The organism is Desulfacinum hydrothermale DSM 13146 (assembly GCF_900176285.1).
GTDB lineage: Bacteria > Desulfobacterota > Syntrophobacteria > Syntrophobacterales > DSM-9756 > Desulfacinum > Desulfacinum hydrothermale.
Genome location: NZ_FWXF01000001.1, coordinates 364522 through 390086, shown reverse-complemented (window position 1 = coordinate 390086; position 25565 = coordinate 364522). Strand labels below are relative to the sequence as shown.

21 protein-coding genes are annotated in these 25565 nt (G+C 60.0%); 20 read left to right on the top strand and 1 reads right to left on the bottom strand.

All coding sequences use genetic code 11. The annotated features are described in order from the left end of the window. The first annotated feature begins 261 nt into the window (after positions 1-261). The 19 genes from B9A12_RS01865 to B9A12_RS01775 all read left to right on the top strand — a co-directional run bounded on the left by B9A12_RS01865 (position 262) and on the right by B9A12_RS01775 (position 23112). The gene (locus B9A12_RS01865) at positions 262-2100 is read left to right on the top strand and encodes a thiamine pyrophosphate-dependent enzyme (protein WP_084055834.1); all 1839 of its coding nucleotides are present in this window, start codon (positions 262-264) and stop codon (positions 2098-2100) included. A 23-nt stretch (positions 2101-2123) separates the two neighbouring features. Continuing rightward, entirely contained in the window at positions 2124-2684 is a 561-nt protein-coding gene (locus tag B9A12_RS01860; RefSeq protein ID WP_084055833.1) for a 2-oxoacid:acceptor oxidoreductase family protein, read from the top strand. Between the two features lie 136 nt (positions 2685-2820). Next, positions 2821-3711, top strand: coding sequence for a branched-chain amino acid ABC transporter permease (locus B9A12_RS01855; protein WP_084055832.1), 891 nt, complete (start codon positions 2821-2823; stop codon positions 3709-3711). A 4-nt stretch (positions 3712-3715) separates the two neighbouring features. Continuing rightward, a complete protein-coding gene (locus B9A12_RS01850) occupies positions 3716-5632 on the top strand; it encodes a branched-chain amino acid ABC transporter ATP-binding protein/permease (protein WP_084055831.1) in 1917 nt (638 codons plus the stop codon). A 158-nt stretch (positions 5633-5790) separates the two neighbouring features. Beyond that, a complete protein-coding gene (locus B9A12_RS01845) occupies positions 5791-6516 on the top strand; it encodes an ABC transporter ATP-binding protein (protein WP_084055830.1) in 726 nt (241 codons plus the stop codon). Between the two features lie 150 nt (positions 6517-6666). Continuing rightward, positions 6667-7968, top strand: a complete 1302-nt coding sequence (locus B9A12_RS01840; RefSeq protein WP_084055829.1) for a phenylacetate--CoA ligase family protein — start codon at positions 6667-6669, stop codon at positions 7966-7968. Between the two features lie 19 nt (positions 7969-7987). After that, positions 7988-9289, top strand: a complete 1302-nt coding sequence (locus B9A12_RS01835) for a phenylacetate--CoA ligase family protein (RefSeq protein ID WP_084055828.1) — start codon at positions 7988-7990, stop codon at positions 9287-9289. A 266-nt stretch (positions 9290-9555) separates the two neighbouring features. Then, positions 9556-10743, top strand: a complete 1188-nt coding sequence (locus B9A12_RS01830) for an ABC transporter substrate-binding protein (protein ID WP_084055827.1) — start codon at positions 9556-9558, stop codon at positions 10741-10743. A gap of 298 nt (positions 10744-11041) precedes the next feature. Beyond that, positions 11042-12115, top strand: coding sequence for a glycosyltransferase (locus B9A12_RS01825; protein ID WP_170920267.1), 1074 nt, complete (start codon positions 11042-11044; stop codon positions 12113-12115). Further along, a complete protein-coding gene (locus B9A12_RS01820) occupies positions 12112-13224 on the top strand; it encodes a glycosyltransferase family 9 protein (protein WP_084055825.1) in 1113 nt (370 codons plus the stop codon). Before B9A12_RS01825 ends, B9A12_RS01820 begins: the two co-directional genes overlap by 4 nt. Next, positions 13205-14287 (top strand): glycosyltransferase family 4 protein, encoded by a 1083-nt coding sequence (locus tag B9A12_RS01815; RefSeq protein ID WP_084055824.1) that lies wholly within the window; start codon positions 13205-13207, stop codon positions 14285-14287. The genes B9A12_RS01820 and B9A12_RS01815 overlap by 20 nt, the downstream gene beginning before the upstream one ends. Before the next feature lie 283 nt (positions 14288-14570). Beyond that, on the top strand, positions 14571-15467 hold the full coding sequence (locus tag B9A12_RS01810) for a glycosyltransferase family 4 protein (protein ID WP_170920266.1): 897 nt from the start codon (positions 14571-14573) through the stop codon (positions 15465-15467). Between the two features lies 1 nt (position 15468). After that, positions 15469-16200 (top strand): class I SAM-dependent methyltransferase, encoded by a 732-nt coding sequence (locus B9A12_RS01805; RefSeq protein ID WP_084055822.1) that lies wholly within the window; start codon positions 15469-15471, stop codon positions 16198-16200. A 12-nt stretch (positions 16201-16212) separates the two neighbouring features. Further along, a complete protein-coding gene (locus B9A12_RS01800; RefSeq protein WP_084055821.1) occupies positions 16213-17544 on the top strand; it encodes an O-antigen ligase family protein in 1332 nt (443 codons plus the stop codon). A gap of 10 nt (positions 17545-17554) precedes the next feature. Next, positions 17555-18673 carry a glycosyltransferase gene (locus tag B9A12_RS01795; protein WP_084055820.1) on the top strand — a complete coding sequence of 373 codons (1119 nt, stop codon included), beginning with the start codon at positions 17555-17557 and terminating at the stop codon, positions 18671-18673. Positions 18674-18717: 44 nt separating this feature from the next. After that, positions 18718-19800, top strand: a complete 1083-nt coding sequence (locus B9A12_RS01790; RefSeq protein ID WP_281247887.1) for a glycosyltransferase — start codon at positions 18718-18720, stop codon at positions 19798-19800. Between the two features lie 13 nt (positions 19801-19813). Then, a complete protein-coding gene (locus B9A12_RS01785) occupies positions 19814-21019 on the top strand; it encodes a glycosyltransferase (protein WP_084055818.1) in 1206 nt (401 codons plus the stop codon). A 270-nt stretch (positions 21020-21289) separates the two neighbouring features. Further along, positions 21290-22408 carry a glycosyltransferase gene (locus B9A12_RS01780; RefSeq protein WP_342752476.1) on the top strand — a complete coding sequence of 373 codons (1119 nt, stop codon included), beginning with the start codon at positions 21290-21292 and terminating at the stop codon, positions 22406-22408. Between the two features lie 44 nt (positions 22409-22452). After that, a complete protein-coding gene (locus B9A12_RS01775) occupies positions 22453-23112 on the top strand; it encodes a sulfotransferase family 2 domain-containing protein (protein ID WP_084055817.1) in 660 nt (219 codons plus the stop codon). A gap of 379 nt (positions 23113-23491) precedes the next feature. On the opposite strand, the gene B9A12_RS01770 is transcribed toward B9A12_RS01775, so the two are convergent. Continuing rightward, on the bottom strand, positions 23492-24631 hold the full coding sequence (locus B9A12_RS01770; RefSeq protein WP_084055816.1) for a class II fructose-bisphosphate aldolase: 1140 nt from the start codon (positions 24629-24631) through the stop codon (positions 23492-23494). Between the two features lie 152 nt (positions 24632-24783). Here B9A12_RS01770 and B9A12_RS01765 point away from each other — a divergent pair, with 152 nt between their 5' ends. Beyond that, positions 24784-25494, top strand: a complete 711-nt coding sequence (locus tag B9A12_RS01765; RefSeq protein WP_084055815.1) for a 5-formyltetrahydrofolate cyclo-ligase — start codon at positions 24784-24786, stop codon at positions 25492-25494. The last annotated feature ends 71 nt before the right edge of the window (positions 25495-25565 follow it).

Here is a 25565-nt window from a genome sequence, read left to right as displayed (position 1 = left end):
CGCAGGGGATGTCCGTCCACCGCTGATATCATGTGAAGGCAAAATCGAAGGCCGTGGGCGGCTTCACCCCCACGGCCTTTTTTCATGGCCGGCTTGGACACTCCCATCACGGCCGACCCATTGGGCAGGAGCCGGCCGGTGATGAAAATGGAGCCCACGGCCGCTCCTCTTGAGGAGAGCCCTCCAGAAGGAGGGTTCCGCCCTCAGGGCGTTTGGGACAGCAAGGGTTAACGTACGGACTTTGGCGAAGAGGAGAAAGGATTGACGGAAAGAAAGATTCTTCTGGGCAACGAAGCCATGGCCCACGGCCTTCTGGAGGCCGGTTGCACCCTGGCGGCCTCTTACCCCGGTACGCCGGCTTCGGAAATCGTGGGAACCCTGGCCGCTTTCAAACGATCCGGCACCATCGCCATGCACGTGGAATGGTCCATCAACGAAAAGGTGGCGCTGGAAACGGCACTGGCCAGCAGCTACGCCGGAAGGCGGTCCGCCGCGGCCATGAAACAGGTGGGACTCAATGTGGCGGCGGATCCCTTCATGAGCGCCGCCTACACGGGCGTCACGGGCGGACTGGTGGTGATCGTGGCCGACGACCCCGGCCCTCACAGCTCGCAGACGGAACAGGACACGCGCCAATTCGCCATGTTCGCCAAGGTGCCCGTTCTGGATCCCATGAGTCCCGCCCACGCCAGGGATCTTCTCTTAACGGCCTTCGACCTTTCGGAAGATTACCAAATCCCCGTGCTCTTCCGGCCCACCACCCGGGTGTGCCATGCGCGCCAGGACATGCCCCTTCGTCCCTTCCGCCAGGACGCGCCCCTTGCCCAATTCGAAAAGGATCCCGCCCGATGGGCCGCCACGCCCAAGTTCCGGTTTCTGCTCCACAAAAAACTCAACGAGAAGCTGGACGCCATCGGCCGGGATCCCCGACTGCAGCCCGTGCAGCTCAATCCCGGCGCATCGGCGGAAAAGGGAGGCGGGGTGATTGTGGCGTCCGGAGCGGTCTGCGCCCATACGGCGGAAGTCCTCAAAGACCTGGGCCTGTGGCAGAGCATCCCGCTCTATGACGCCCCCATGCCGTTTCCCCTTTCCGAGGATTTCCTGACCGGCTTGCTGGACAACGCCCCCCGGATCCTGGTCCTGGAAGAAACACAGCCGGTGATGGAGGCCCAATTCCGGGACCGCGCCAAGGTGCTGGGACGCCTTTCCGGGCATGTGCCCCGGGAAGGTGAGCTACTCCCGGAAACGGTGGAACGCATCGTGCGCGCCTTCGCGGGTCTGCCCCAAGCCGAAGCTTCCCAAGGGGCCAACGCCCCCGGGCGCCGCCCCACCCTATGCCCCGGATGCGCTCACCGCGCCGCCTTCTTCGCCATCCGCAAGGTCTTTCCGCGCGGCATCTATCCGGGAGACATCGGCTGCTACACCCTGGGGCTCAATCTGGGGGCTGTGGACACCGTGCTGTGCATGGGCGCCTCCATCAGCCAGGCCGCAGGGTTCTACCACGCCTTTCGAGACTCCGGTCAGAACAGCCGGCCCATCGTGGCCACCATCGGCGATTCCACTTTCTACCACGCCGGCATCCCGGCGCTCATCAACGCCGTCATCCAGGGATGTCGGTTCGTGGTGGTGGTTCTGGACAACACCACCACCGCCATGACCGGCCACCAGCCCACCCCCGCCGAGGGAAGGTCCCTGGACGGGCGCACCGTCCCCAGGGTGCGCATCGAGGACCTGGCCCGCGCCTGCGGCGTGCGGCATGTGAGTGTGGGCGATCCTTACGACTTCCAGGCCTTCACCGATCTGCTCAAGGCAGCCAGGGAACACACCCGGGATCCGGAAAACGGAGGTATGGCCGTGGTCATCGCCCGCCGCCCGTGCCTCATGGACCGCAAACAGGCCCAACCGGCCCGCCGGCCCGCGCCGCGCATCAACGACAAATGCCAGGGATGCGGCTTTTGCATCACGCACTTTGAATGTCCGGCTCTGGTCTTTCACGGAAAAGAAGAAGCGGTCACGGTGGACGATGCGCTGTGCACCGGTTGCGGCGTCTGTATCCATGTTTGCCCCCACAGCGCCATCGAGATGGCACCTCAACCGTAGCAGAGCAGGGAGTGGAAGGACTCATGAAACAGCAGATCGTCATCAGCGGCCTGGGAGGTCAGGGTGTTCTCTTTGTCAGTAAAATCCTGGGCGAAGCGGCTCTGGCACGGGGCCTTTCGGTGCTCATGTCGGAAACCCACGGCATGGCCCAACGAGGTGGAAACGTCATCAGTCACGTGAAGGTGATGGACCGGCAAGGGGAAAAGGACCAAGGGGACGTTGCGATGGACCCCGCTTGGCAGGTGAGCCCGCTCATCCGCCCCGGACACGCTCATGTGCTGCTGGCGTTGCACGAAGAAGGGGTCCGAGCCCACGGACATTTCTTGAGCCCGGACGGTGCGTTGGTGTGCAACCGAATCTCCCCGACCGGGCCCGGGGATGTGGACGCCACCGGAATCGCACGGAAACTGGGAAACCTCCTGGCCGCCAACCTGGTGCTGCTGGGATTTGCCGCTGCGTCCGGAGTTCTTTTCTGCTCCATGGACGATCTTCGCCAGGTGCTGATGCGGCTGGGCGGACCTCGCCGCGATGCCAACCTGGCCGCCCTGGAGGCGGGATCGGCCGCCGCAATCGGGGATGCCTAGTCCAGGGTACAGGGTACGCCATCAGCAGGACGCGGCCTGCTCTGGAGTGGCGGACCGAACGCAGGACCTTTGATTCGGCCATCTGCCATCCGCAAACGGCGGTGTCAGCCCGGTGGGCCGGGCGGGAAAAGGCTTGATGGATTCGGTACTGATTCAGCAACTGGCTCAATTCGTGGTCTCCGGCATCACCAGCGGGAGCGTCTACGCCCTGATCGCCCTGGGGTTTTGCCTGGTTCAGAACGCCACGGGTATCGTCAACTTCGCCCAGGGCGACTTCGTCATGCTGGGAGGCCTCACGGCCGTCTCCCTCTTTCAGGATTGGGGTCTTCCCCTGCCTTTCGCTTTTGTGCTCGCCATGGCCTTCACCGCACTGGTGGGCCTGGCGCTGGAAGGGGGACCGCTTCGCCATGCCCGAAACCGGGAGGTGTTGGTGCTGGTGATGATCACCGTGGGAGCGTCCATCAGCCTGCGCGGCGCCGGAATGCTGGCCTGGGGCAAAAACGTGCACACCCTGCCGGCCATGGGCGGTGATGCACCGTTCATCGTCCTTTCGGCGGCCGTGCTTCCTCAGACCCTCTGGGTCATCGGCATCTCGTTGGCCGTGCTCTGTCTCCTCTTTCTCTTCTACCGTCACACCCTGGTGGGAAAGGCCATGCGCGCCGTGGCCGACAACCCCTACGGAGCCGCCCTGGTGGGAATCTCCGTGAGAAGGCTCGTGGCCCTGGCCTTCGCCCTGGCAGGTGCCGTGGGCGCCCTGGCCGGAGTGCTCATCACCCCCCTGACCACCATGAGCTACAGTACGGGCCTCATGCTGGGCCTCAAGGGCTTTGCGGGAGCCATCCTGGGAGGCTACGGCTCCACACTGGGGGCCGTGGTGGGCGGATACCTCCTGGGACTTCTGGAATCCCTGGGCGCGGGATTCGTGTCATCCGCCTACAAGGACGCCTTTGCCTTCCTCATTCTCCTGGGCATCCTTTTCGTTCGTCCGGCCGGTCTTTTCGGCAGCGAACGGGTCCGGAGGCTCTGATACCATGGCCCAGCACATGCCCTTTGTCCCCAAGGACTGGAAGCCCCTGGCGGCATTGATGGTCTTCGCCGCCCTACTGCCCCGGATGCTTCCCAACGACTACTTTCTCGTACTCTTTAACATCATGGCCCTGAACGCCCTGGTGGTGCTCGGTCTCAACTTCCTCATCGGCTGTGCCGGACAGATCTCTCTCGGCCACGCCGCCTTTTACGGCCTGGGGGCCTACACCAGCGCCATCGTGACCACAACCCTGGGATGGCCCCTTTGGGCCGGTCTGACGGCCGGCTTGGCTGTGGCGGCCTTGGTGGGCCTGGTGCTGGCGGTGCCCACCCTGCGTCTGGAAGGGCACTACCTGGTCATGGCCACCTTGGGCTTCAATATCATCGTGAGCATCTGCCTCAATCAAATGGAAGAACTGACCGGGGGCCCTTCTGGTTTCCCGGGCATCCCTTCCCTTCACGTGGGCCCGCTGGCCATCGACACGGACCGCGCGTTCTACGGCTTCATTTGGGCAGTCTTCTTTGGGGTCTTCGCCCTCTTTCTCAACCTGGAAGATTCCCGCGTCGGCCGGGCCCTTCGGGCCATCCACGAAAAGGAACTGACCGCCCGCACCCTGGGGGTTCCCACCCACGCCTACAAGGTGGGGGTCTTTGTGCTCAGCGCGGTCCTGGCGGCCTTTGCGGGTTTTTGCTACGCCCACTACGTCACCTTCATCAGCCCCAAGACCTTCGACATCTTCTATTCGGTGCAGGTGGTCACCATGGTGGTGGTGGGCGGCATGGGAAATCTGTGGGGTGGACTGGTGGGAACCGCCCTACTCACGAGCCTCCCCGAACTGCTGCACCACTTTGAGGACCTCCATGTGCTCATCTACGGGCTGGTGCTCATGGGATCCCTGGTCTTCTTTCCCCACGGACTGGCGCCCGCCGTGGCCGCCGCGGCCAAGACGGCTTTTCGACGCGGGACGCCGCCGGATACCGGTGGCAAAGCCCCTCGTCCAGGGAATTACATCTCCCATCCGGCACGCCAAGCAGGCAGACCACGGCCGCCCCGTGCCGATTCGACACCATCGGCCCCATTGGACGCTCTGACCGTCCAGCACCTTTGCGTTCGTTTCGGCGGCCTGCAGGCCCTTCAGGACGTCTCCTTCAGGGTGCGGCCGGGACAGATCGTGGCCCTCATCGGGCCCAACGGCGCAGGGAAAACCACCCTACTCAACGCCATCTCCGGCTTGGTGCCCCCCCACCAGGGGCGGATCTTGGCCGGAGACCGGGACATCACGGGCCTTCCGGCACACCGGGTGGCGCGGTGGGGAATCGGCCGGTCCTTCCAGACGGTCCAGATGTTTTCCCACCTGAGCGTCTTGGACAACCTGCTTCTGGGCTTTCATCGATGCGGTCGGGCGGGTTTTTTGACCGCCCTGTGCCATACGCCGGCGGAACGCCGGGAAGAAAGAGCACTCCGAGAAGGGGCCCGGATGGCCCTCCAGGGCACTCCACTGGAAGAAAAGGCCCACGTTCCCGCCGCCGCCCTGTCCCTCTACGAGCAGAAGGTGCTGGAAATCCTCCGGGCCTTGGCGCTGGAGCCGAAGCTCCTTTTGCTCGACGAGCCCGTGGGGGGACTCAATCCCAATGAAAGCGCACGTCTCATGGACTGGATCGGCGCGCACAGAAAGGCCGGGATGGCCATGGTGCTCGTGGAACATGATATGAACGTGGTGATGGAATACGCCGATCACGTGGTGGTTTTGCAGCACGGCCAGGTGATCGCCCAGGGCTCCCCCCGAAAGATTCAGAAAGATCCCAAAGTCATCGCAGCCTATCTGGGAACGGGACGGCGCAAGGGATCGGAAGAGACATGGCGGGAAGAGGCTCCGGGATCAGGCCGTGACAATCACCAGGAAGACAGTGAAACGTCATGAGGCGCAAGGGATGGGACTTTTGCCAAGGTACAAGGGGACGGCGCCGGCGCAACCCACGGCAGCCGCCCTGCCGTGACCCGCATCGGGGCCATGGTCGCTCCCAGCGTGGCTAAGGTCCGACCCCTGAGGCGATTTTCGTCCAGCCATAAGGAAACGCCGTGCTCAAAGTTTTGAACGTCTCCGCACACTATGGCACCGTTCCAGTGCTCCGCCGGGTGACCCTTCACGTGGACCCAGGCGAACGGGTGTGCCTCCTGGGGGCCAACGGGGCTGGCAAAAGCACCCTGCTCAAAGTCCTGAGCGGCATGCACCGGCTTTCGGCGGGGGAAATCCACTTTCGAGGAACGCCCCTTCAGGGAAGAAAACCCGAAGAGATCGTGCGGATGGGGCTGGCCCAGGTGCCGGAAGCCCGCCAGCTCTTTCCCAACCTCACCGTGCGGGAAAACCTGGAACTGGGCGGCTACATCCACGGGCGGCGAGAACTCCGCCACACCATGGACGAGATGATGACCCTCTTTCCCATCCTGCGGGATCGCCAGAAGCAGAAGGCGGGGACCCTGAGCGGCGGCGAACAGCAGATGCTTTCCATCGCCCGGGCCCTCATGACCCGGCCCAAGCTACTGGTCCTGGACGAACCGTCCCTGGGATTGGCCCCTTTGATTGTGGAAGAGATCTATGCCACATTGGAAGCGCTCAACCGGCAAGGCACCACCATCCTGCTCGTGGAACAAAACGCCCTGGGCGCCCTGGACGTCTGCCATCGGGGCTACGTGATGGAAACGGGCCGTATCGTTCTGTCCGGAACGGCCCGGGAATTGGCCGAACACGACGAGGTGCAGCGGGCCTACCTGGGCAGGGACTACCGGCACAAGTGGGAAAGGTAGCCCGTGAGCCGGCCTAAATAAGGGGCTCCAGCGCCTGCAAATGCCCTGTGAACCCGATGCCGTTTTGCGGGCGTTGGTTTTTTGCCAAGATTCTTACCTGCAGCCGCATGGCATCGGCCCAGATGGTTTCCTTCCAACGGGGAGACGGCTATGGCCGTAAAGGAAAGGGATGTGAAAGGTCGGGAGGAGATTCGCCAGATCCAGCTGGAACGGCTCCAAATGACCCTCAACCGGGCCTACCTGAACGTGGACTTCTACCGGGCCCGCATGGATTCCCTGGGCATGGTGCCCGAAGACGTGGAAACCGAGGCGGATTTGCGCCGGTTTCCCTTCACCACCAGCCAGGACCTGGCGGATCATTACCCCTACGGCCTTTTCGCCGTTCCGCTCAAGAGCGTGGTGCGCCTCAAGATCGCCACCAGCCGCGACGGGCGTCCCATCGTGGTGGGCTTTACGCGCAGGGACGTAAATCTTTGGCAGTCCCTCATGGCCCGCCTTTTTCGACGGCTGGGCATCACGGACCGGGATATCGTCCAGGTGGCCTTCAACTACAGCCTCTTTCCCGGTGCCTTCACCTTCAATCACGCGGCCGAGGCCATCGGGGCCACCCTGGCACCGTCGGCCACCGTTTCCGCGCGCCTGCAGCTTCAGATCATGCGCGATTTCCGTTCCACGGTGCTCGCCACCACCCCGTCCTTCGCCCTGCATCTGCTGGACACCCTGGACTCCGACCGGGAGGCCGGCCGCAATCACCACGACTTGCACCTGAAGCTCATGATTCTGGGCCCGGATCCCACACCGGAAGGCCTTCGACAGCGGATCCGCTCCACACTGGGACTGCCGGTCTACGGGCTGTACGGTGTGTCGGAAATGGTGGAACCGGGACTCGCCGGGGAATGTCCCACTCAAGACGGATTCCATGCGGCGGAAGACCACTTCCTGCTGGAGGTGGTCCATCCGGTCACGGGACTTCCCGTGGAACGTGGAGAAGAGGGGGAACTGGTGGTGACCACCCTGTCGGCGGAAGCCTACCCGCTGATCCGATACCGCACGGGGGATGTGGTGCGTCAAGAGGCGGGACCCTGCCCGTGCGGTCAGGCCACCCTGCGACTGTCCCCGGTCATCCGACGAACCGACAACAGGGTGAGCGTGCGGGGGATCCCCATCTATCCCGAGCGGGTGGGAAAGATCCTGCGCGCCGTGGACCCGTCCATCGACGATTACCGCCTGGTGGTGGGCACCCGCTACGGCCTGGGAGATACCCTGGAGGTACGCATCGCCCACCGGATCGTCTCCGGCCGGGCCGACGGGACGCATACCAGCCGCCTGGAAGAGATTCGAAGCCGTCTTCGCCGCGAATTGGGCCTGGGCGTGCGGGTGCAAGAGGTCCCACCCGAGCGAATGCCACAGGAAGGATTGACACTCAAGACCGTTTTTCGAGAAAAAGTGTGAACAGGAAAGGAGCCCGTCCATGAGCGTGAGTTTCATGCCGGTGCGGTCCAGTCTGGAAAACCTGGAAGCCCTCCAACTCCAGGGCCTTCAGTGGACCGTGCATCATGCCTACCACCATTCACCCTTCTACAGGCAGCGTCTGGACGCCGCTGGGGTGACGCCCGCAAAGATCCGCACACTGGACGACCTGCGTCGCCTGCCCTTCACCACCGCCGACGACCTCCAGGCCGGGTACCCGTTCCCGCTTCGCGCCGTGCCCTTTGAAAAGATCGTGCGCATCCATGCCTCGTCCGGCACCACCGGCAAGAGGAAGGTGCTCTGCTACACCCAGAAGGACATCGACGACTGGGCCATGATGTTCGCCCGTTGCTTCGAAATGGCGGGCCTCAGCCGCGAGGACCGGGTACAGATCGCCGTGGGCTACGGGCTGTGGACCGCCGGGGTGGGCTTCCAACTGGGCTGCGAGCGCTTCGGAGCCATGGCCGTTCCGGTGGGACCGGCCAACACGGAAATCCACTGCCAGATGCTCGTGGACATGCAATCCACGGTCTTTTGCGCCACGGCCTCCATGGCCCTGCTCATGGCCGAGGAGATCGAGCGGCGGGGTCTCAGGGACCGGATCGCCCTGAAAAAGATCATCTTCGGCGCCGAACGTCACAGCCGGCGCATGCGACAGCGCATCCAGGACATCACGGGAGCCGAACACATCTTCGACATCCCCGGCCTGACGGAACTCTATGGACCCGGCACGGGCCTGGAATGCACCGCCCACCAGGGAATCCACTACTGGGCGGACTACTACATCTTGGAGATTCTCAACCCGGAGACTCTGGAACCGGTGGCCCCGGGAGAATTGGGCGAGATGGTGATCACCACCCTTCGAAAGGAGGCCGCCCCGCTCATCCGCTACCGCACCCGGGACCTCACGCGGCTCCTTCCCGAACCGTGCCCCTGCGGCAATCCGCTTCCGCGACACGACCACCTCCTGGGCCGCTCCGACGACATGTTCATCTTCCGCGCCGTCAACATCTACCCGGGTCAGATCGATCATGTGCTTTCCCAGATCCCCGGTGTGGGAAGCGAATATCAGGTGCACCTCCACCACCGGGAAGACGGCCGGGACATGATGATCATCCGAGTGGAACGGGCCCGGGGCCACTCCCCGGAGGCGGACCAGGAACTCAAGGAGCGGATCGCCACGGAGATCCGCCGCCAGATCCTGGTGCGCGCCGGTGTGGACGTGGTGGACTACGGGTCCTTGCCGCGAACGGAACGAAAGAGCAAGCGCGTCTTCGACCACCGCATCCGGGAAGACGGATAGGCGCCCGCCGGCCCCAGGGTCGAACGACTCATGGAGCCTTCGGGGTTTGCCACTTCCTTCGGAAATGGGAGGGGGGCGCCCGCCGCCGCTGCTTTCCCAGCCCCAACCATGGGGGCTGGGGGGGGCGCACCACGGGGGATGGATGAGGGAACGCCCTACGCAGGGGTCGTTTTTGTAGGGGCCGGTTGGGTGCGCCGTGAAAGGCGCTTCCTGCCGCAGACCCCATGGTCGACGTTTGATGGTTTAGCCCAAAAAGGGAGGTTGCCATGAAACAGCACGGAAGCATTTTGAAGTCGACGGCTGCGGCGGCGCTCATCCTGATCGCCGCGATCTTTTGCTTTTGGCCCGCGTGGGCGGCGGATCCCATCAAGATCGGCGCCTTCTTCGACCTTTCGGGACCCGCCTCCTCCATCGGAACCCCCACCAAGCTGGTGGCTCAGATGGTGGTGGACAAGATCAACAAGGAAGGAGGCATCAACGGAAGACCGCTGGAACTGGTGATCGGGGATACGGAAGGCGATCCCACCAAAGCGCTCATGGTGGCCAAGCGCCTGGTGGAAAAGGACAAGGTTGTGGCGCTCATCGGTCCTACCCGAACCGGTACGGGCATGGCCGTCAAGGCCTACACGGAAAAGGCCAAGATCCCCACCATCATGACCGTGGGCGGAGACCCGGTGATCGCGGGCGGTAAATTCGGCCCCTTCACCTGGACCTTCAAAACGCCCCAGCGAACGTCCGTGGCCGTCAAAAAGATCTACGGCTACCTCAAGGAAAAGGGCTGGACCAAGGTGGCCCTTCTCCACGCCACCGATGGTTTCGGCCGTGACGGCCTGGGCTGGCTGAAGCGCCTCGCTCCCGAGTACGGCATCCAGATCGTGGCCCAAGAGGCCTTCGGGGTGGGCGATACGGACATGACCGCCCAGCTGGTCAAGATCAAGGCCAGCCCGGCCCAGGCGCTCATCTGCTGGACCATCGGCCCGGCCGGAGCGCGCGTGGCCAAGAACGTGAAACAGCTGGCCATGACCATCCCCCTCTTCCAGTGCCACGGCCAGCCCGACCCCAAGTACGTGGAACTGGCCGGCTCGGCCGCGGAAGGCAGCCTCATGCCCTCCACCAAACTCATGGTGGCCGACCAACTTCCCGACACGGATCCCCAAAAGGCGGTGATCCAGGAATTCATCCACCTCTACAAGGACACCTACCACTACGACGCCCAGTACCCCATCAACACCCACAGCGGGTATGCCTGGGACGCCATCATGATGCTGGCCAACGCCATGCGCCAGGTGGGTACGGACCGGGACACGCTTCGCAGCGCCATCGAACAGACCCAGGGCTACGTGGGCATCAGCGGCATTTACAACTTGACACCCCAGGATCACAATGGTTTAGGTACCGATTCGCTGGTGATCGTCCGCGTGGTGAACGGAGGCTGGAAGCTGGCCCGGCCATAATGGCACCTGGGGGCCCGCCGGAAAGCGCCGGGGATGAATCCATTTCACCTGGCAAAGCCTTTCAAGACTGCGGGAGATCCCCCTTGGACGTGGCATGGGCCACCGGGTGTTGCCGCCATTTCCTTGGGTAACAATGGCCCTTGCCCGCGGGAACAAAGGGAAAGGGAGTTTCCGAATTCTTGAGCCGAAAGGCCATTGTCGGACAAGTTATAGTGTCAGATTAGAAGAAGCCCGGCATGAACCGGGCTCTTTTGTGTCATCCTGCATGGCGGGACAGGCGTCGAGGATGAAAATGCCCATGGAGCTGGTACCGTCCCTGCACATCATAGGTAGTCGTGCCATGGGCGGCGCAGAGAGCTTCTTCGCCAGGTTGGTAAACGGCCTGGTGGAGAAAGGCGCTCCCGTCCAGGCGGTCCTTCGCCCGCAGAGCCCTCTGCCACGCCACCTTGCTTCATCCGTCACGGTGCATACCGTGGCCATGAGAAACGGGTGGGACATTCTGTCCGCCCTTCAACTGAGAAAACTCGTGGAACGGGAGGCCTGTCCCATCGTGCAGACCTACATGGGGCGCGCCACGAGGCTGACACGAATCCCCAAGGGATTGGATGTTGTGCACGTGGCGCGTTTGGGAGGATACTACAAAATCCAAGGATACTACACGCACGCCCATGCCTGGATCGGTAACACCAGGGGAATCTGTGACTACCTCATTGCCTCCGGCCTGCCCGCCCAAAAGGTCCATCATGTTCCCAATTTTGTGGACACGCCCGCCCCAATCCCGGAATCCTTGAGAAAGGACTTGCGAAAACGTTGGAAAATCCCCGATGAGGCCTGGATTCTTTTCAGCCTCGGAAGGTTCGTCGAAAAGAAAGGCTTCGATGACCTTTTGAAGGCCTTCTCTCTCCTACCCGAAAAGATTTCGTCGAAACGCATCTTCCTCGCCATTGCGGGAGACGGCCCATTGAAAGGAAGGCTCTTTCGCCTTGCCAATCAGCTGGGCATTGAAGCGCGGGTGCGATGGCTGGGTTGGCAGGACGATCCGGGGCCCTTTTTTTCCATGGGCGACATCTTTGTCTGTCCCTCACGTCATGAGCCATTGGGCAATGTCATCCTGGAAGCATGGAGCCATGGCAAGGCGGTGGTCACCACGGAGACCGTCGGGCCGACAGAGATCGCGTCGGATGGTGATACGGCCATTCTGGCGCGTATCGCTGACCCGCAACATCTGGCCTCCTCCATCAGAAAGGCTCTTGAGGATGAGGACTTGAGAAGGTTCCTGGCGGAAAGCGGCAATAGGCAATTTAAGGAAAACTATACCAAAGATGCCGTCGTGACCCAGTATCTGACGCTTTATGACAGGCTGCTGCGATGAGACCGCTCCGGTGCAAAGGCAACAATAGACTCCCCGACATCGCCAACCCGCGATGCATCTTGATCCTTCGCCCCAGCGCCATCGGGGACGTGGTCATGGCTTCTCCCATGGTCCCACGACTTCGGAAGGCGTTTCCCCATGCGAAAATTTTCTGGCTTGTGGAACCGGCCCTGGCGGATCTTCTTCGTCATCATGCGGATCTGGACGGCATCATCATTTGGCCAAAACACGAATGGGTCCAATCGATCAGGAAGGGGCGATGGACCTCTTTTTTGCGTCAAGTCAAGGCCTTTCGACGCCGTCTCCATGAAATCGAGCCGGATCTCGTGTTGGATGTGCAAGGTCTGCTTCGAAGCCGGTTTTTGGCATGGCTTTCGGGGGCACCGTATCGCATCGGCTTCACTTCCAAGGAACCCCACTTGTTCCTGATGACCCATCTTATTGATCGAGGTCCCTCCACCAAACACATCGGCTCGGAATATACATATCTTTTGGACAAACTCGGGTTGGAGCCATCGCTCCATTCGAAGTTTCCCATCGATAAGGAAGCGGCCGAAAAGGCTGAAAAAATCCTAGCGCAAGAAGGTATTCACGGCCCCTACTGCGTCTTGGCCCCCTTCACCACAAGACCCCAGAAGCACTGGCTCGAGGACCGCTGGGCCCGGGTGGCGGACACCCTGAGAGAGGACTTTGGTCTTCCGCCCGTCCTGCTCGGCGGCCCGGGTGATCTTCCGTCGGCCCAACGGATTCAAAAGCTCTGCCGAGGTAAGATCCATATATTGTGCGGAAAGAGCAGCCTGCTTGAAAGTTTCGCCATCGTCACAGGGGCTTCCCTCACGATCGGCGTGGATACGGGCCTCACCCACATGGCCATGGTTCAACGCCGCCCGGCCATCGCCCTTTTCGGAGCCACGTGCCCGTATCTTTTCACCGGCGGGACCCAGGGGCGGGTGATTTATCACCGCCTTCCATGCTCCCCGTGCAAGCGAAGTCCCGTGTGCCATTCGGATTATCCCTGCATGAAGTCCATCACGGTGGAGGAGGTGATTCGAACCGCCGCCCCTCTCATCGGCCCTGAGGTGACAAGCAATGCGTATTGTGCACATTGAAACGGGTCGGCACTTGTATGGTGGCGCTCGCCAAGTTCTGATCCTTTTAGAGGGTCTGGCGCAGCACGGTTTTCAGAACACGTTGGTTTGCCCCAAAGGCAGTGCCATCGCTCGAGCCGCCACCGCGTTCGCCCGGGTCGCACCATTGGAGATGAAAGGGGAAGTGGACCCTCGCGTCCCCGTTCAATTGCATCGCATCATCCGGAAAACCCGGCCGGATTTGATTCATGTCCATAGCCGCCGCGGCGCCGACTGGTGGGGAGGGATGATCGCTTGCATGTTGGCGGTCCCCGCGGTGGTCACCCGGCGCGTGGACAATCCGGAAAATAGGCACCTTGCGCAGATCAAGTACGCCTTCTATGATCGCATCATCTCCATTTCCAGAGCCATATACCAGGTTCTGGAGAAGGCAGGGGTTGCGGCAAGTAAACTCCGATGTGTTAAGAGCTGCATGATCCCCAACCCGGCTGTCGAAGCCTATTCCAAGCCCTTTTTTCTGCAGGAAGCGGGTCTGCCCCAGGACAGTCGCCTCATCGGAACCATTGCTCAGCTCATCCCCCGCAAAGGCCATGTGTTCCTTCTGAGAGCGGCGCAAAGTGTTGTTCGAATCCACCCGGAAGCGCGATTTTGTCTTTTCGGCCGCGGCCCCATGATCCATGATCTCAAGGAGCTGGCAGCGCGCCTGGGCATTTCAGAAAACATGCGCTTTTTCGGCTTCCGAGAGGATCTCCCCCGGATTCTGCCCAACCTGGACATGGTGGTCCACCCGGCCACCATGGAAGGCTTGGGCGTCTGCCTCCTGGAGGCATCCGCTGCGGGGATTCCCATCGTCGCGTCGCCCGCGGGTGGCATTCCCGAGATCGTCCAGGACGGTCGAAACGGCTTTCTGGTGGATCCCAAAGACCTGGAAGCATTATCCGAAAAGATTGTCTGGATTTTGGAGCATCCCCTTGATGCCCAGCGGATGGGGTCCCAAGGCCGTGCAATTGTTCGCGAACACTTTTCCCCTGAAGCCATGGTTCGGGGGAATATTTCAGTTTATAATGAGCTTTTGAATCATTGACACCACCCTTCCGGCTGCAAAGGTCATGGTCGAGTTGCGGAAGAGACTCCCTGGATTCGAAAGAGGCAAACGATTGGGCGCAAAGAAAACCTCAAGACCGGATATGGTTTATGTTGCCAGAGCCCGACTTCATCGCCGGCGGGCCAACGTCATTCAAACCCTCAAAACAGTGGAAGGTCTCGACAAAATAGGGGTTGGAGTGCGGCTCTTTGTTCCGCCTTGGCAGGGGAAAGAATCCCTGGAAGAAAGACTGCGCTATTTGGGAGTTCTCAGGAGACTGGATGTGTGTGCCACACCGTGGCTCAAATCCCATTGGAAAGCCTTCCACTTCGCCCCTTTCTTCTGGATCTACGGCCGGCTTTTGAAAACCGCAGCCTCTGTTTACACCCGGTCCGTGCCCATCAGCTTGTCCCTGACCCGCAGAAAGATACCTCACAGCCTCGAGATTCACGATGTGGCGGCCATCCACAGAACCGGTGCCTTGGAACCAGTTCTGGCCGCCTATCGACGAGGCGTCGTCCGAAACCTCTTTTCCATCAGCCGAGCCGCCGCCCAAATGCTGATTGAACATGGCGCGGAACCCACACGGATCCATGTCTGCCCCAGCGGTGTGGACCCAGCGATGTTCCGAAAGATCCAGCCATTCGATCCAAGACGGCTCAAAAGCCCGCATATCGTCTATGTGGGCCGGATCAGTCGTGATCGGGGCTTGGATATCCTGGAACGCCTGAGCACGCTGGATTGCTGCCGGGTCACGGTCGTCGGCGAACTGCAGGACCCTCCGAGACATTCGCCCATTCAGGTGGTGCCGTTTGTCTCTCATCGCGATATCCCCAAGTACTTGGAAGAGGCGGATATCCTGGTCATGCCCTACCAGCGGCACCTGCCCCACGCCGCTTCCATCAGCCCCATGAAATTGTTCGAAGCCATGGCGGCAGGTCGCCCGATCATCGTCAGCGACCTCAAGCCCATCCGCGAGATCATCGAAAACGGCAGAAACGGGCTCTGCGTCGATCCCGACGACCCCGAAGGCTGGGTGGCGGCGGTCCAATCCTTGCGAGCCAACCCTGATTTAGCCCTGCGGTTTTCCCAAACGGCGCGAAACGATGCAGCCACATACAGTTGGGAAAACAGGGCCTGCACGATCCGTGATGTTGTTCTGAGAAATTCGGGAGCCTAACATGTTGAGGATCTTTGACTACAAACTGGGTATTGATCGTAGATTTCGCCTTCCTCGATATTGGTCGAACAGGGAGTTGGCCAAATTCGCCCCACTTTTCGAAGGGCATGTGGTGAATGCAAGCGCCTGGAAAGATGAAGACAAGGAAGGTACACATTACCGAGATTACTTTGTAAAAGCAAATACTTATTGGATCACCAACTGGAAGAGCCAAGCCAAGGGTTTTCAGGGATATGAGAACGAGATATTTTTAGATCTGGAACAGGACCTTCCTCACGATCTATTAGACCGTTTTGATGTGGTTTTCAATCACACCACGTTGGAGCACATTTTCGATGCGCGGAAAGCGTTCCAAAACATTTGCCTGATGACTCGGGACGTGGTCATCGTGTGTGTCCCTTTTCTCCAGCCGTATCATACCAACTATGGCGACTACTGGCGCTTTTCCCCTCTCGCCGTAAGAAGACTTTTTAAAAAAAACGGCCTCGAAGTCCTCTACCTGAGCTATAACGATCACCGCATGAGCTCTGTCTATGTTTTTGCCATAGGCTCCAAACAACCCGAAAAATGGAAGGCGGTTTTCGCCGATCATGGATCACTTTCTGAGGACACATGGCTTTGCGATACCGGAGTGGGTTATGCCGCTTTGACCAACCTGCTTCACAAAATCAGGAAAGTGCCGAGACGCATGCCAAGTTTCATCGAAAAGAAAAGTAAAGACAGAACAGGCTGAGGAGCTCACACTATGAGGCTTTTTGACTCCCATTCTCAGTTTCAGCTCCAGGCAATCCTGCCGATGCTGTCGGCTGCGGGAATCTACGGTTTTGCCTTCTTCTCCCTTCTGAGCACCGGTTTGGCCGCGCTTTGCTTTTGGATAACCGTTGGAGTCGCCATATTGACTTCGTGGAAGCAATTCCCCACGGGCAACCGGACCTTTTTTCTTTCCTGGATCCTGGTGCTTTCCTTCATTTTATTGAGAACTGGAATGGCGGTTTTATTCGATGGAAGCCGCGCCCCCTGGCATCTTCAAGGAGCTTGGGAATGGAGCCGGCTCTTGCTCTTTCCCGCCGTGGGACTACTGTGCGCCGGCAACGTCAAGATATGCCGCCGCATGCTGTGGCTGGCCATGCTCGGGCTCCTTGTTGGTATGATCATGAACAGTGACATGGCAACTCTCGCGAAGGCCTGGGAGGGAAGGAGAACGGGTTTCCACCATCGTATTATATCCTTTGCGCTTTATTCAGGAACCACCCTATTTGGACTCGTATGTTTTGCACCGAAATTCTGGAATGCTAAAAGATGGAAATTCATTAAGGTAATTCTTTGGTTGTTGCTGACTGCTGTATTCGGACAGGGACTAGCTTTTACGCAGTCCAGAGGAGCCTTGTTGGCCTTCTACTCAACTTCCCTTTTTTTGATTTTCTTAGCATACTGGATTCGACCTGTCGGGATGGCAGATAACATGCGCCGTTTCAAAATCGGCCTACTCATTGGGGTCGTGCTCCTATGTGCATTCACAGCGTTCAACTGGTCTTTTATAGAACGAAGGTGGATCCAAGAAAAAAATACCATCTTGCAACTTCCCAACTTTGAATTCGATAAACCCACTTCCACTTCGGTGGGCCGTCGAGCACAACTCTATCTTTTCGGCCTGCAGTCCGTTGTGCAAAAACCACTGTGGGGATACGGTCCCGCCGAATCCTATTACTTTATACGGGAAAGCGGCCGAGAGACGCTGCGTGTGCTCAACTGGAAAGGTGAACCCCAATGGTGGGACCATCTCCACAGCACGCACTTGGAAATCCTTTTCCATTACGGCCTGTTGGGCTATGCCCTGTTCGCTTGGCTCATTGCCAGTCTCTATCGGATGGTATGGCATGCATGGAAGGAAGGCCGCTTGGACCGATCCTTCACCCTGTTCGCCGTATCTTCCTTGACATATATGATCCTCTGGGCCTTGTTCGACTTCAGGTCACTCCACCCCGATTGGCGATACTACTGGAATCTTCTTGCCGGAGTGCTGTGCGGCGCCGCTTTGCGGCCGTCAGCGAAAAGCACTCTGGAGGTTTCAAAATAGAAGGCACAGAATGGTGTTGAAGTGGAGACCTCCTAAAATAGCCATCACAGCCTTTTCCTTTGGAGATGGCGGCACCGAAAAGATGCTGGTGCATCTGGCCAGGGGTTTGGAAGAACTGGGCTGTTCCGTGGACTTCCTCTTGGCAAAGACCGACAGTCCCTATGTGCATACGATTGGCAACCAGCTGAACGTTCTTGAAATCCAGGCACGGACGAGCAGGGAACGCATGTCCGCCCTGTGCCGCTACCTGGCTGGGGCGAGACCGCAGATTCTGCTCTCGGGCAAGCGAAGTGACGAGGAAGTGGTAGCCGCCGGAGCGCTCACCCGTGGCCAGACACGGACCTTTCTCCGAATCGGCACGACCCTTTCGGCACGAGACAACCGTTCTCCTTTCAAATTGTTGAGAACCACCTGGAAACTAAAGCGACTCCTTCCTCGAGCGGATGGGGTGATTGCTGTGTCCCGGGGTGTGGCGGAGGATATCCAACGCCTGCTCGGCAAAAGGAAGGCTCGAATCCATGTGGTTCCCAATCCTGTCATCGCGCCGGAAATAGATCTTCTGGCGCAAGCACCGTTAGACCATCCCTATTTTCACGAGCACGAAAAAACCCCCGTTATCGTGGGGATGGGGGGGATGAGAAAGGCCAAGGACTTTCCCACACTTCTCCGGGCCTTTGCGCTGGTGCGCCAGAAGACACCGGCTCTTCTCATCATTTTGGGAAAGGGCCGACAAAAAGATAAGCTCATACGATTGGCACGCGATCTGGGAGTTCTTTCCTGGGTTTCCTTTCCCGGCTTCGTGCAAAACCCCTACGCCTATTTGGCGAGAGCGACCGTATTTGTTCTTTCCTCTCTTCGGGAAGGATCTCCCAATGTCCTCACGGAAGCCTTGGCCGTTGGAACCCCTGTGGTGTCCACGGACTGCCCAAGCGGTCCGCGAGAGATCCTCCACGACGGCAAGTACGGAAGGCTGGTCCCATGTGGGAACCCGGAAGCCATGGCGGCAGCCATCCTGGAGACATTGGAAAAACCGATTCCCAAACCATTCCTCAAGGATGCGGTTCAAGACTACACCTTACGGGCCAGTGCCCAGAAGTACCTGGAAGTTTTCGGTTACCCTCTTCGTTAGCAAAAGGAGCACCCGTGGGTCCTCAAGGGCATGTTGCTTTCTTCATGGCGTCTTTAGGCCATGGCGGTATCGGCAAGATCTGGACAAATCTCATGGCGGAACTGGTCCGCGAGGGAGTGCGCGTGGACCTTCTGCTTGGCAGAATGGACAGCCCGTACCTGGATCGGGTGGACCCCCTGGTCCGCGTCTTTCATGTAAAGGGCTCTCACGCCCTGTTGAGCGTACCTCGTTTGGCCTGGTATCTTCGCCAACATCACCCCCAATGTCTGGTCACGGAACGGATCCGGGTAAACGTGGCGGCCCTGCGAGCGCGGGCTCTAGCCTGTGTGAAGACCCGGGTCTATGCGGGCGTCCACACCAACATGTCGAGAGAAATCGACAACCTGAGACCCGAAAAGCGCAATAAACATGCCTCCTGGTTTCACCATTACTACCCCCGCAATGATGGCTTTGTGGCCGTTTCCCGCGGGGTGGCTGACGATTTGCTGAAGCTGCTGGATGTTCCCCGGGACCGGGTCAAAGTGGTGCACAACCCGGTGATCACCCCGGACATCTTCAAGAAGGCCGAAGCAGAACCCGACCATCCATGGTTCAAAAATCCTTCCCTTCCCATTGTGCTTGGAGTGGGACGACTGGAACCCCAAAAGGATTTTCCCACGCTTCTGCACGCCTTCAAGATCGTGAGCGAAAAGAGACCATGCCGGCTGGTTATTCTGGGAGAGGGCAATCAACGCGCCTCCCTTGAAGATCTTGCACGACGCCTTCATATCGACTCCCATGTCAGTATGCCGGGTCATGTGGACAATCCCTATGCCTACATGAAACGGGCGGCGCTCTTCGTCCTATCGTCCAGATGGGAAGGCTTTGGCAACGCGTTGGTTGAAGCCATGGCCGTTGGAACCCCCGTGGTGGCAACGGATTGTCCCAATGGTCCCCGAGAAATCACACAAGAGGGCACGGCCGCCCCGCTGGTTCCCGTGGGGAACCCGCAAGCCTTGGCATCGGCCATGATGAACGTGATGGAAAACCCACCGGATCAGGACGTTCTCCAACGAACGGTATCTTGCTATACGGTGGAGAAGATGGCTCCTCGATATCTAGAGGCCTTGGGCCTGTCGGGGAAATGAAAGGACGAATTGCATGAACACCTTTCAAAGCAGCCGCTCCCACCCGAGGATTTCGACCCCGCCGGCGGGACTTGAAGGCCGCAATGGCATGGATCTTGCCGTCTTTTGCGCCACATCGCCGCACAGCGGGGTCAACCGCCTCTTTTCCAACCTGTTGCCGGCGATGGCATCAGCGGGAGTCACCATTGATCTGTTGAAGATCAGGAATCATGGCCCTTATCTGCACAAGCTCCATCCAAACATTCGAACGCTGGAGCTTCCCGTAAGCCATGTGTTGTCCTGTGCGCCTCACTTGGTGAAGTACCTCAAAAGGGTTCGGCCCGGGACGATCCTCACGGACAAGGACCGCGTCAACAGGACCTGCATTGTCGCAACCCGCCTTGCCAAGTTTTCCGGCCGTGTCATGTTGCGATTGGGAACGACCGTGAGCACCAACCTCCATTCCAGAGGCGTCGTGGACAGATCCATCCAGCTCTTATCCATGCGCCGTCTCTACCCCCACGCCGACGGGATCATCTTTCCATCCCGAGGTGCCGCCCAAGACTTTGCTTCTATCACAGGAATGCCCGAGGATCGGTTCTGGGTAATACCCAATCCCATCCTCACCGATGACATCCTCGATTCGGCCCGCCTGCCAGCATCTCATCCATGGTTGGCACACAAAGAGGGGACTCGGATCATTGCCGCTTTTGGAGAACTGTGCGCGAGGAAGGACTTTGAGACGCTCATTCGCGCCTTCGTCAAGGTGCAAAAAGACATTCCATCCAGACTTGTCATCTTCGGCGAAGGACGACGCCGCGCTCGTCTTGAAGAACTGATCCACCGCCTGGAATTGAACGGCCAGGTCAGTCTCCCCGGCTTCGTTTCCAATCCCTTTGCGGAAATGGCCAAAGCGGACCTGGTCGTCCTGAGTTCCAAATGGGAAGGATTTGGGAACGTCTTGGCCGAAGCCATGGCCTTGGGCGTTCCGGTGGTGTCCACGGACTGTCCCAGTGGACCTCGAGAAATACTGGAAGACGGCCGATATGGGCCTCTTGTGCCGGTGGGTGATCCCGAGCGTCTGGCCGACGCCATTCGACGAACCTTGCGCTCGGCCCCATCGCCCCAGGAACTCCGCCGGGCGGCTGAACGCTACCATGTCCATCACTGCGCAACCCGTTACATGACAGCGTTGGGGATCAAGACCCGACGCGGTGCCACCGGGATGAGGGATGCGTGAAGTATACTTCTTCCATCCGTGGACATGAGAAAAGACATGCCGGAGCAGTTGCTTGTGTGAGAACGGACCAGTTGATCCCTTTTCGTTCGAACCGCGCCGTTTGGGACTGCCATGACACAGCGCCCTGCCGGCCTGAGGTCGGCAGGCTTTGCCCTGGTTTCCAGGGGCGACCCGGCGGATCGCCCCTACAGAGAGCGTGCGTAGCGGAGTCGCATTTCCGGAAGCACGGTTTCGGACAAGCTCCTGGCACTTTCTGGAAGGAAAAGTGAAGTGAACAACGCCGGAAGACCTCTGATTGCCGTTTTTGCTTCGTTTTCGGGCCATGGGGGTGTGGAGAAAATGCTCAGCCACCTGTGCTCCTATCTGGCCGAATCTGGTTTTGCGGTGGATCTCTTGATGGTCAAGACTCGGAGCTCCTACCTTCAACAACTTTCACCTCGGGTCCGCTCGGTTCCCTTGGGAACCGAGCACACCTATTCCGCACTACCAGAACTCGTGCGCTACCTGAAAACCCATCGACCCACGGCCCTTCTGGCCGCCAAGGACCGAGCCAATCAGACGGCGATTCTGGCTCGCATGATGGCGAAAACGGACACGCGGGTGGTCGTTCGCATGGGCACCACGGTATCGGAAGCGCTCAAATCCAAAGGGCAGATCCACCGGCTGGCATGGGCCCTGCCCATCCGATGGCTCTACCCGAAAGCGGATGCCATCGTGGCCGTCTCGCGCGGAGTGGCCAAAGATCTGGTCCGTTTCGCCGGTATCCCGGAAGACACCCTCACGGTCGTTCCGAACCCGGTGATCGCCCCCCAACTCTTTGAGTCGGCGGCAGCACCCATATCCCATCCCTGGTTCAACGGCGGCGAGACACCGGTCCTTGTGGGTATGGGCCGGCTCACGCGACAGAAGGATTTTCCCACCCTTCTGCGAGCGTTCCAGATCGTCAGGTCCCGCCGACTGTCACGTCTGGTCATCCTGGGCGAAGGCCGGGACCGGGTGAGCCTGGAGGCCCTGGCCTCCCAGCTGGGAATCCGAGAGGACGTGGATCTGCCCGGATTCGTCCCCAACCCCTACCCTTTTCTCCGGAAGGCGTCCGTTTTTGTGCTTTCGTCCATCTGGGAAGGATCTCCCAATGCGCTCACGGAAGCCCTGGCCCTGGGCACTCCCGTGGTGGCCACGGACTGTCCCAGCGGTCCCCGGGAAATCCTTCAAGCAGGAAGGGTGGCGCCGCTGGTTCCCATGCGCAACCCCCATGCCATGGCTCAGGCCGTTCTTGACATGCTGGATCATCCGCCCCATAAGGAGCGGTTGCAGGAGGCTGCGGCGCCTTACACGGCGGAAAACAGCGCGCGACGCTATCTGGAGGTCTTGCTGAAAAGACCGATCTGACGATCGTGGTCGCCTTCAACGAGTACTTCGAAAGGATGACAGCGGTGTTGCTATCGCCCAAATACCAGTTCCTCTTCGTGCATATCCCCAAGACGGGGGGAACCAGCATCCGGGTAGCCCTGAGGGGTTACAAGTGGAAGGATCCCTGGCGGATCCCCATGTTCGTATGCAGCCGCCTGAGCGCCCTTTCGGGGCACCGACTGGCGTGCAAACTCCCCCGCCATGCCAAGGTGATCGCCGCCAAGGAGATGCTACCGCGCGATTATTTCCAAAGCCTCTTCAAGTTCGCCTTCGTGCGCAACCCCTGGGATCTGCAGGTCAGCTCGTTCCATCACATCCGCCGGGAACGCCCCCATCTGATGAAGGGGTTGGAAACGTTCGAAGATTTTCTCAAGTACAAGCTGGATCCGGAACGCCCCTACGTCTTCCACTTCGACGTTTCCATCGAACGCCAGTCGGACTATTTGGTGGATCTGGACGGAAGTCTGATTGTGGATTTCGTGGGACGCTACGAACGACTGGAACAAGACTTCCACGAAGCCTGCCGGCGCATGGGCATCCGGACGCCGGCGCTGCCCCACAAGCGAAAGGCTACGGATCGGAGGGACTACCGGGTCTACTACACAGATGAAACGGCCGAGCTCGTAGAACGCCACTTCCGACGCGACATCGAGCTTTTCGGCTACCGGTTCGACGACCACTGATGGATCCAAGCATCTGATACCGGAGAGGACTCGAGCCGGAGCGGAAAACCACCAAATCCGCATGGGCTTTCAAGGTGACGGAAAGTCCCCTTTCCATTTCACCGGGGCCAGGGATCCTGGGCGCCTCGTCAAAGACCACCCTATCCACCTCGCTTGTCTTCCTCCAGCCCCCTTGGCCGTCGAACGGAAAAGGCCAAAGGCATCCGTTCCCACAAGAATCAAGAGCAAGACGGATTGGCTCCCGGCCGGACGAGTAGGGGCGGGTTCCGCACCCGCCCCTACTGCAGCAACTCCAGGCCGGCAGGATGGGCCCGTCTGCCGGTTCCACACCTTCCGTCCCAACAAGAAGAGAGCAACCCGGGCGTTTGCAGCCAGGCTTTTAGGCCATGGCCTCCAATTCCGCCCACACGGCGTCGGCCAGCCCGATGGAATGGGTGGCTTCGAAAAGCCGCACGGCCTCCTCGTAGGCGTGGGCCGTGATCCGTTCCTTGTATTGGGCCGCAATGGCGTTGAGCTTGCCGGCAAACGGCAGGTTGGCCTTCTTGATGTTGCCGCCCACGTTTCCCGTCTCCACGGCCCAGGCCCACATCTCCTGCCACAGCTCATCGGGGATGCCCCGATAGGGCCGCTTCACGTACCCCTTGTCTTCCGTGGTGATGGCGTTGCCGTTCTGGTTCATGGCGAATCCGAAGGCCACATTCTGCCAAAAGGTGCCCACGTTGCCCTTGCGGATGCCGTAGTTGATGAAGGAGGTGATCTTGTCCAGGGACGTGCCGGTGATACCGTGCTGGGCGATGTCCACCTCCCAAGGCTGGATGGCCTTCCAGATCTCCAGCGTGAGGTCCAGCTGGATCCCTTCCTGGGCCGTACCGAAGTAGGTCCCGTGGATGGATCCGTTGTTGATGGCCAAAAGATCCGGATGGACGCCCTTTTCCGTCAAATTCCGGATGAACCATTCCGCCTCGTCGGGCTGAGTGAAGCCTTCAGCGCTGCCGCTCTTGGCCCCGATCTCGCCCAGTTCCACCTCCAGGCTCAACCCCGCCGCCACGATGGGCCGGGCCAACTCGGATGTGGCCGCCAGGTTCAGTTCGTTTTCCATGTGGGAGGCGTCGATGGCAAACGACGTGTAGCCGGCCTCCATCTCTTCGGCGATGAGCGCCGCCACCGGTTCCTTGTCCTCGGGGCTCTTCACCGTGATGTGATCCCCGTGGATGGCGAACGGCACCTGGGTGTTACCCAGCCGTTCGTTTTCCTTCACGATGAAGTCCACAAAGGAGGCTGGAGTGAATTCCGTATAGGTCAGCTCGGACCGGGCGATCTCGTACATGACCGGTGCGCCCGTGGCCATGGACGCCCGCACGATCCCTTCCACGGGCAGCCGACACCGGATGTTGGTGGCCATGATCATGGCCTTGTGTTTCTTGGCGGCTTTGAGAAGTGCCTTGCCGTTCACCAGCGGCACCACACTGTCAGGGAAACGTTTTTTTACGTTTTCAGGCCGGTAATCCTTTCGGCTCATCTTTTCATTCCTCCCCGATTGTCTTCTCGACTAAGACTCTTCCAGTGCATTTTCCCAGATAGATACGTCTGGACATTCCATCCCTCTTCTGATCTATAGAGAATCCTTTGCCAAACTTCAAGGCGGCCCGCCGCCCCGGGAGTGTCTGTTCCATGGACGATACCACGATCGCGCGACAAAAAGAACAGATCCGTCGGGAGCTGCTCCAGACAGAGGCTTTCCACAATGCGCCTCCGCCCCGATGGGGCAAGGCGGCGGAACGGCTCCGGCGCTTGCCTTCCTACCGGACCGCCCCGTGCCTTCTGATCCCTCCGCTCCAGGCGTTTCGCCAGATCGCCCTGAACGCCCTCACGGACGGCAAGCGCCTCATCTTGACGACCCCCCAGCTTCAGAGCGGTTTCTCCCTGGTGGATCCCCGCGCGGTGCCTCCCCACAAGCGCCCCCAGGCGGTCTATCCGCACCGGTCCAATCCCTTTGCTCAGCGCATCGACTACCGGACCCAGCGCCCTCCCCGCGTGGATCTCATCCTGACCTCCAGCCTGGCCGTCGCCCGCGACGGAAGCCGCCTGGGAGACGGCAGCGGCCACCTGGACCTCCTGGTCGCCTGCCTGTCCCAGTTGGGATGGTTGAAAAAAGGCACCCGGATCGTCACCGTGGTGGCTCCGTTCCAGATCGTTTCCCCACTGCCCATGAAAAGAACGGACGTGGGCGTCCACTGGGTTCTGAGTGATGAAGAGACCATCGCCACCGGTTGGAACCAACCTCTTCACATGCCCCTGCTGTGGCCCCGGCTGGATCGAAAAAGGATCCGGCGAAACGATGTGCTCTTTTACCTTTCAAGAAAACGGAGCCGTCATCCGTGATCCGTGGCGGCTGAAGCGCGGGTGACCCCGGGCGTCGGGGCGGGTTGACCCAAGCACCCTCCAGATCTTCC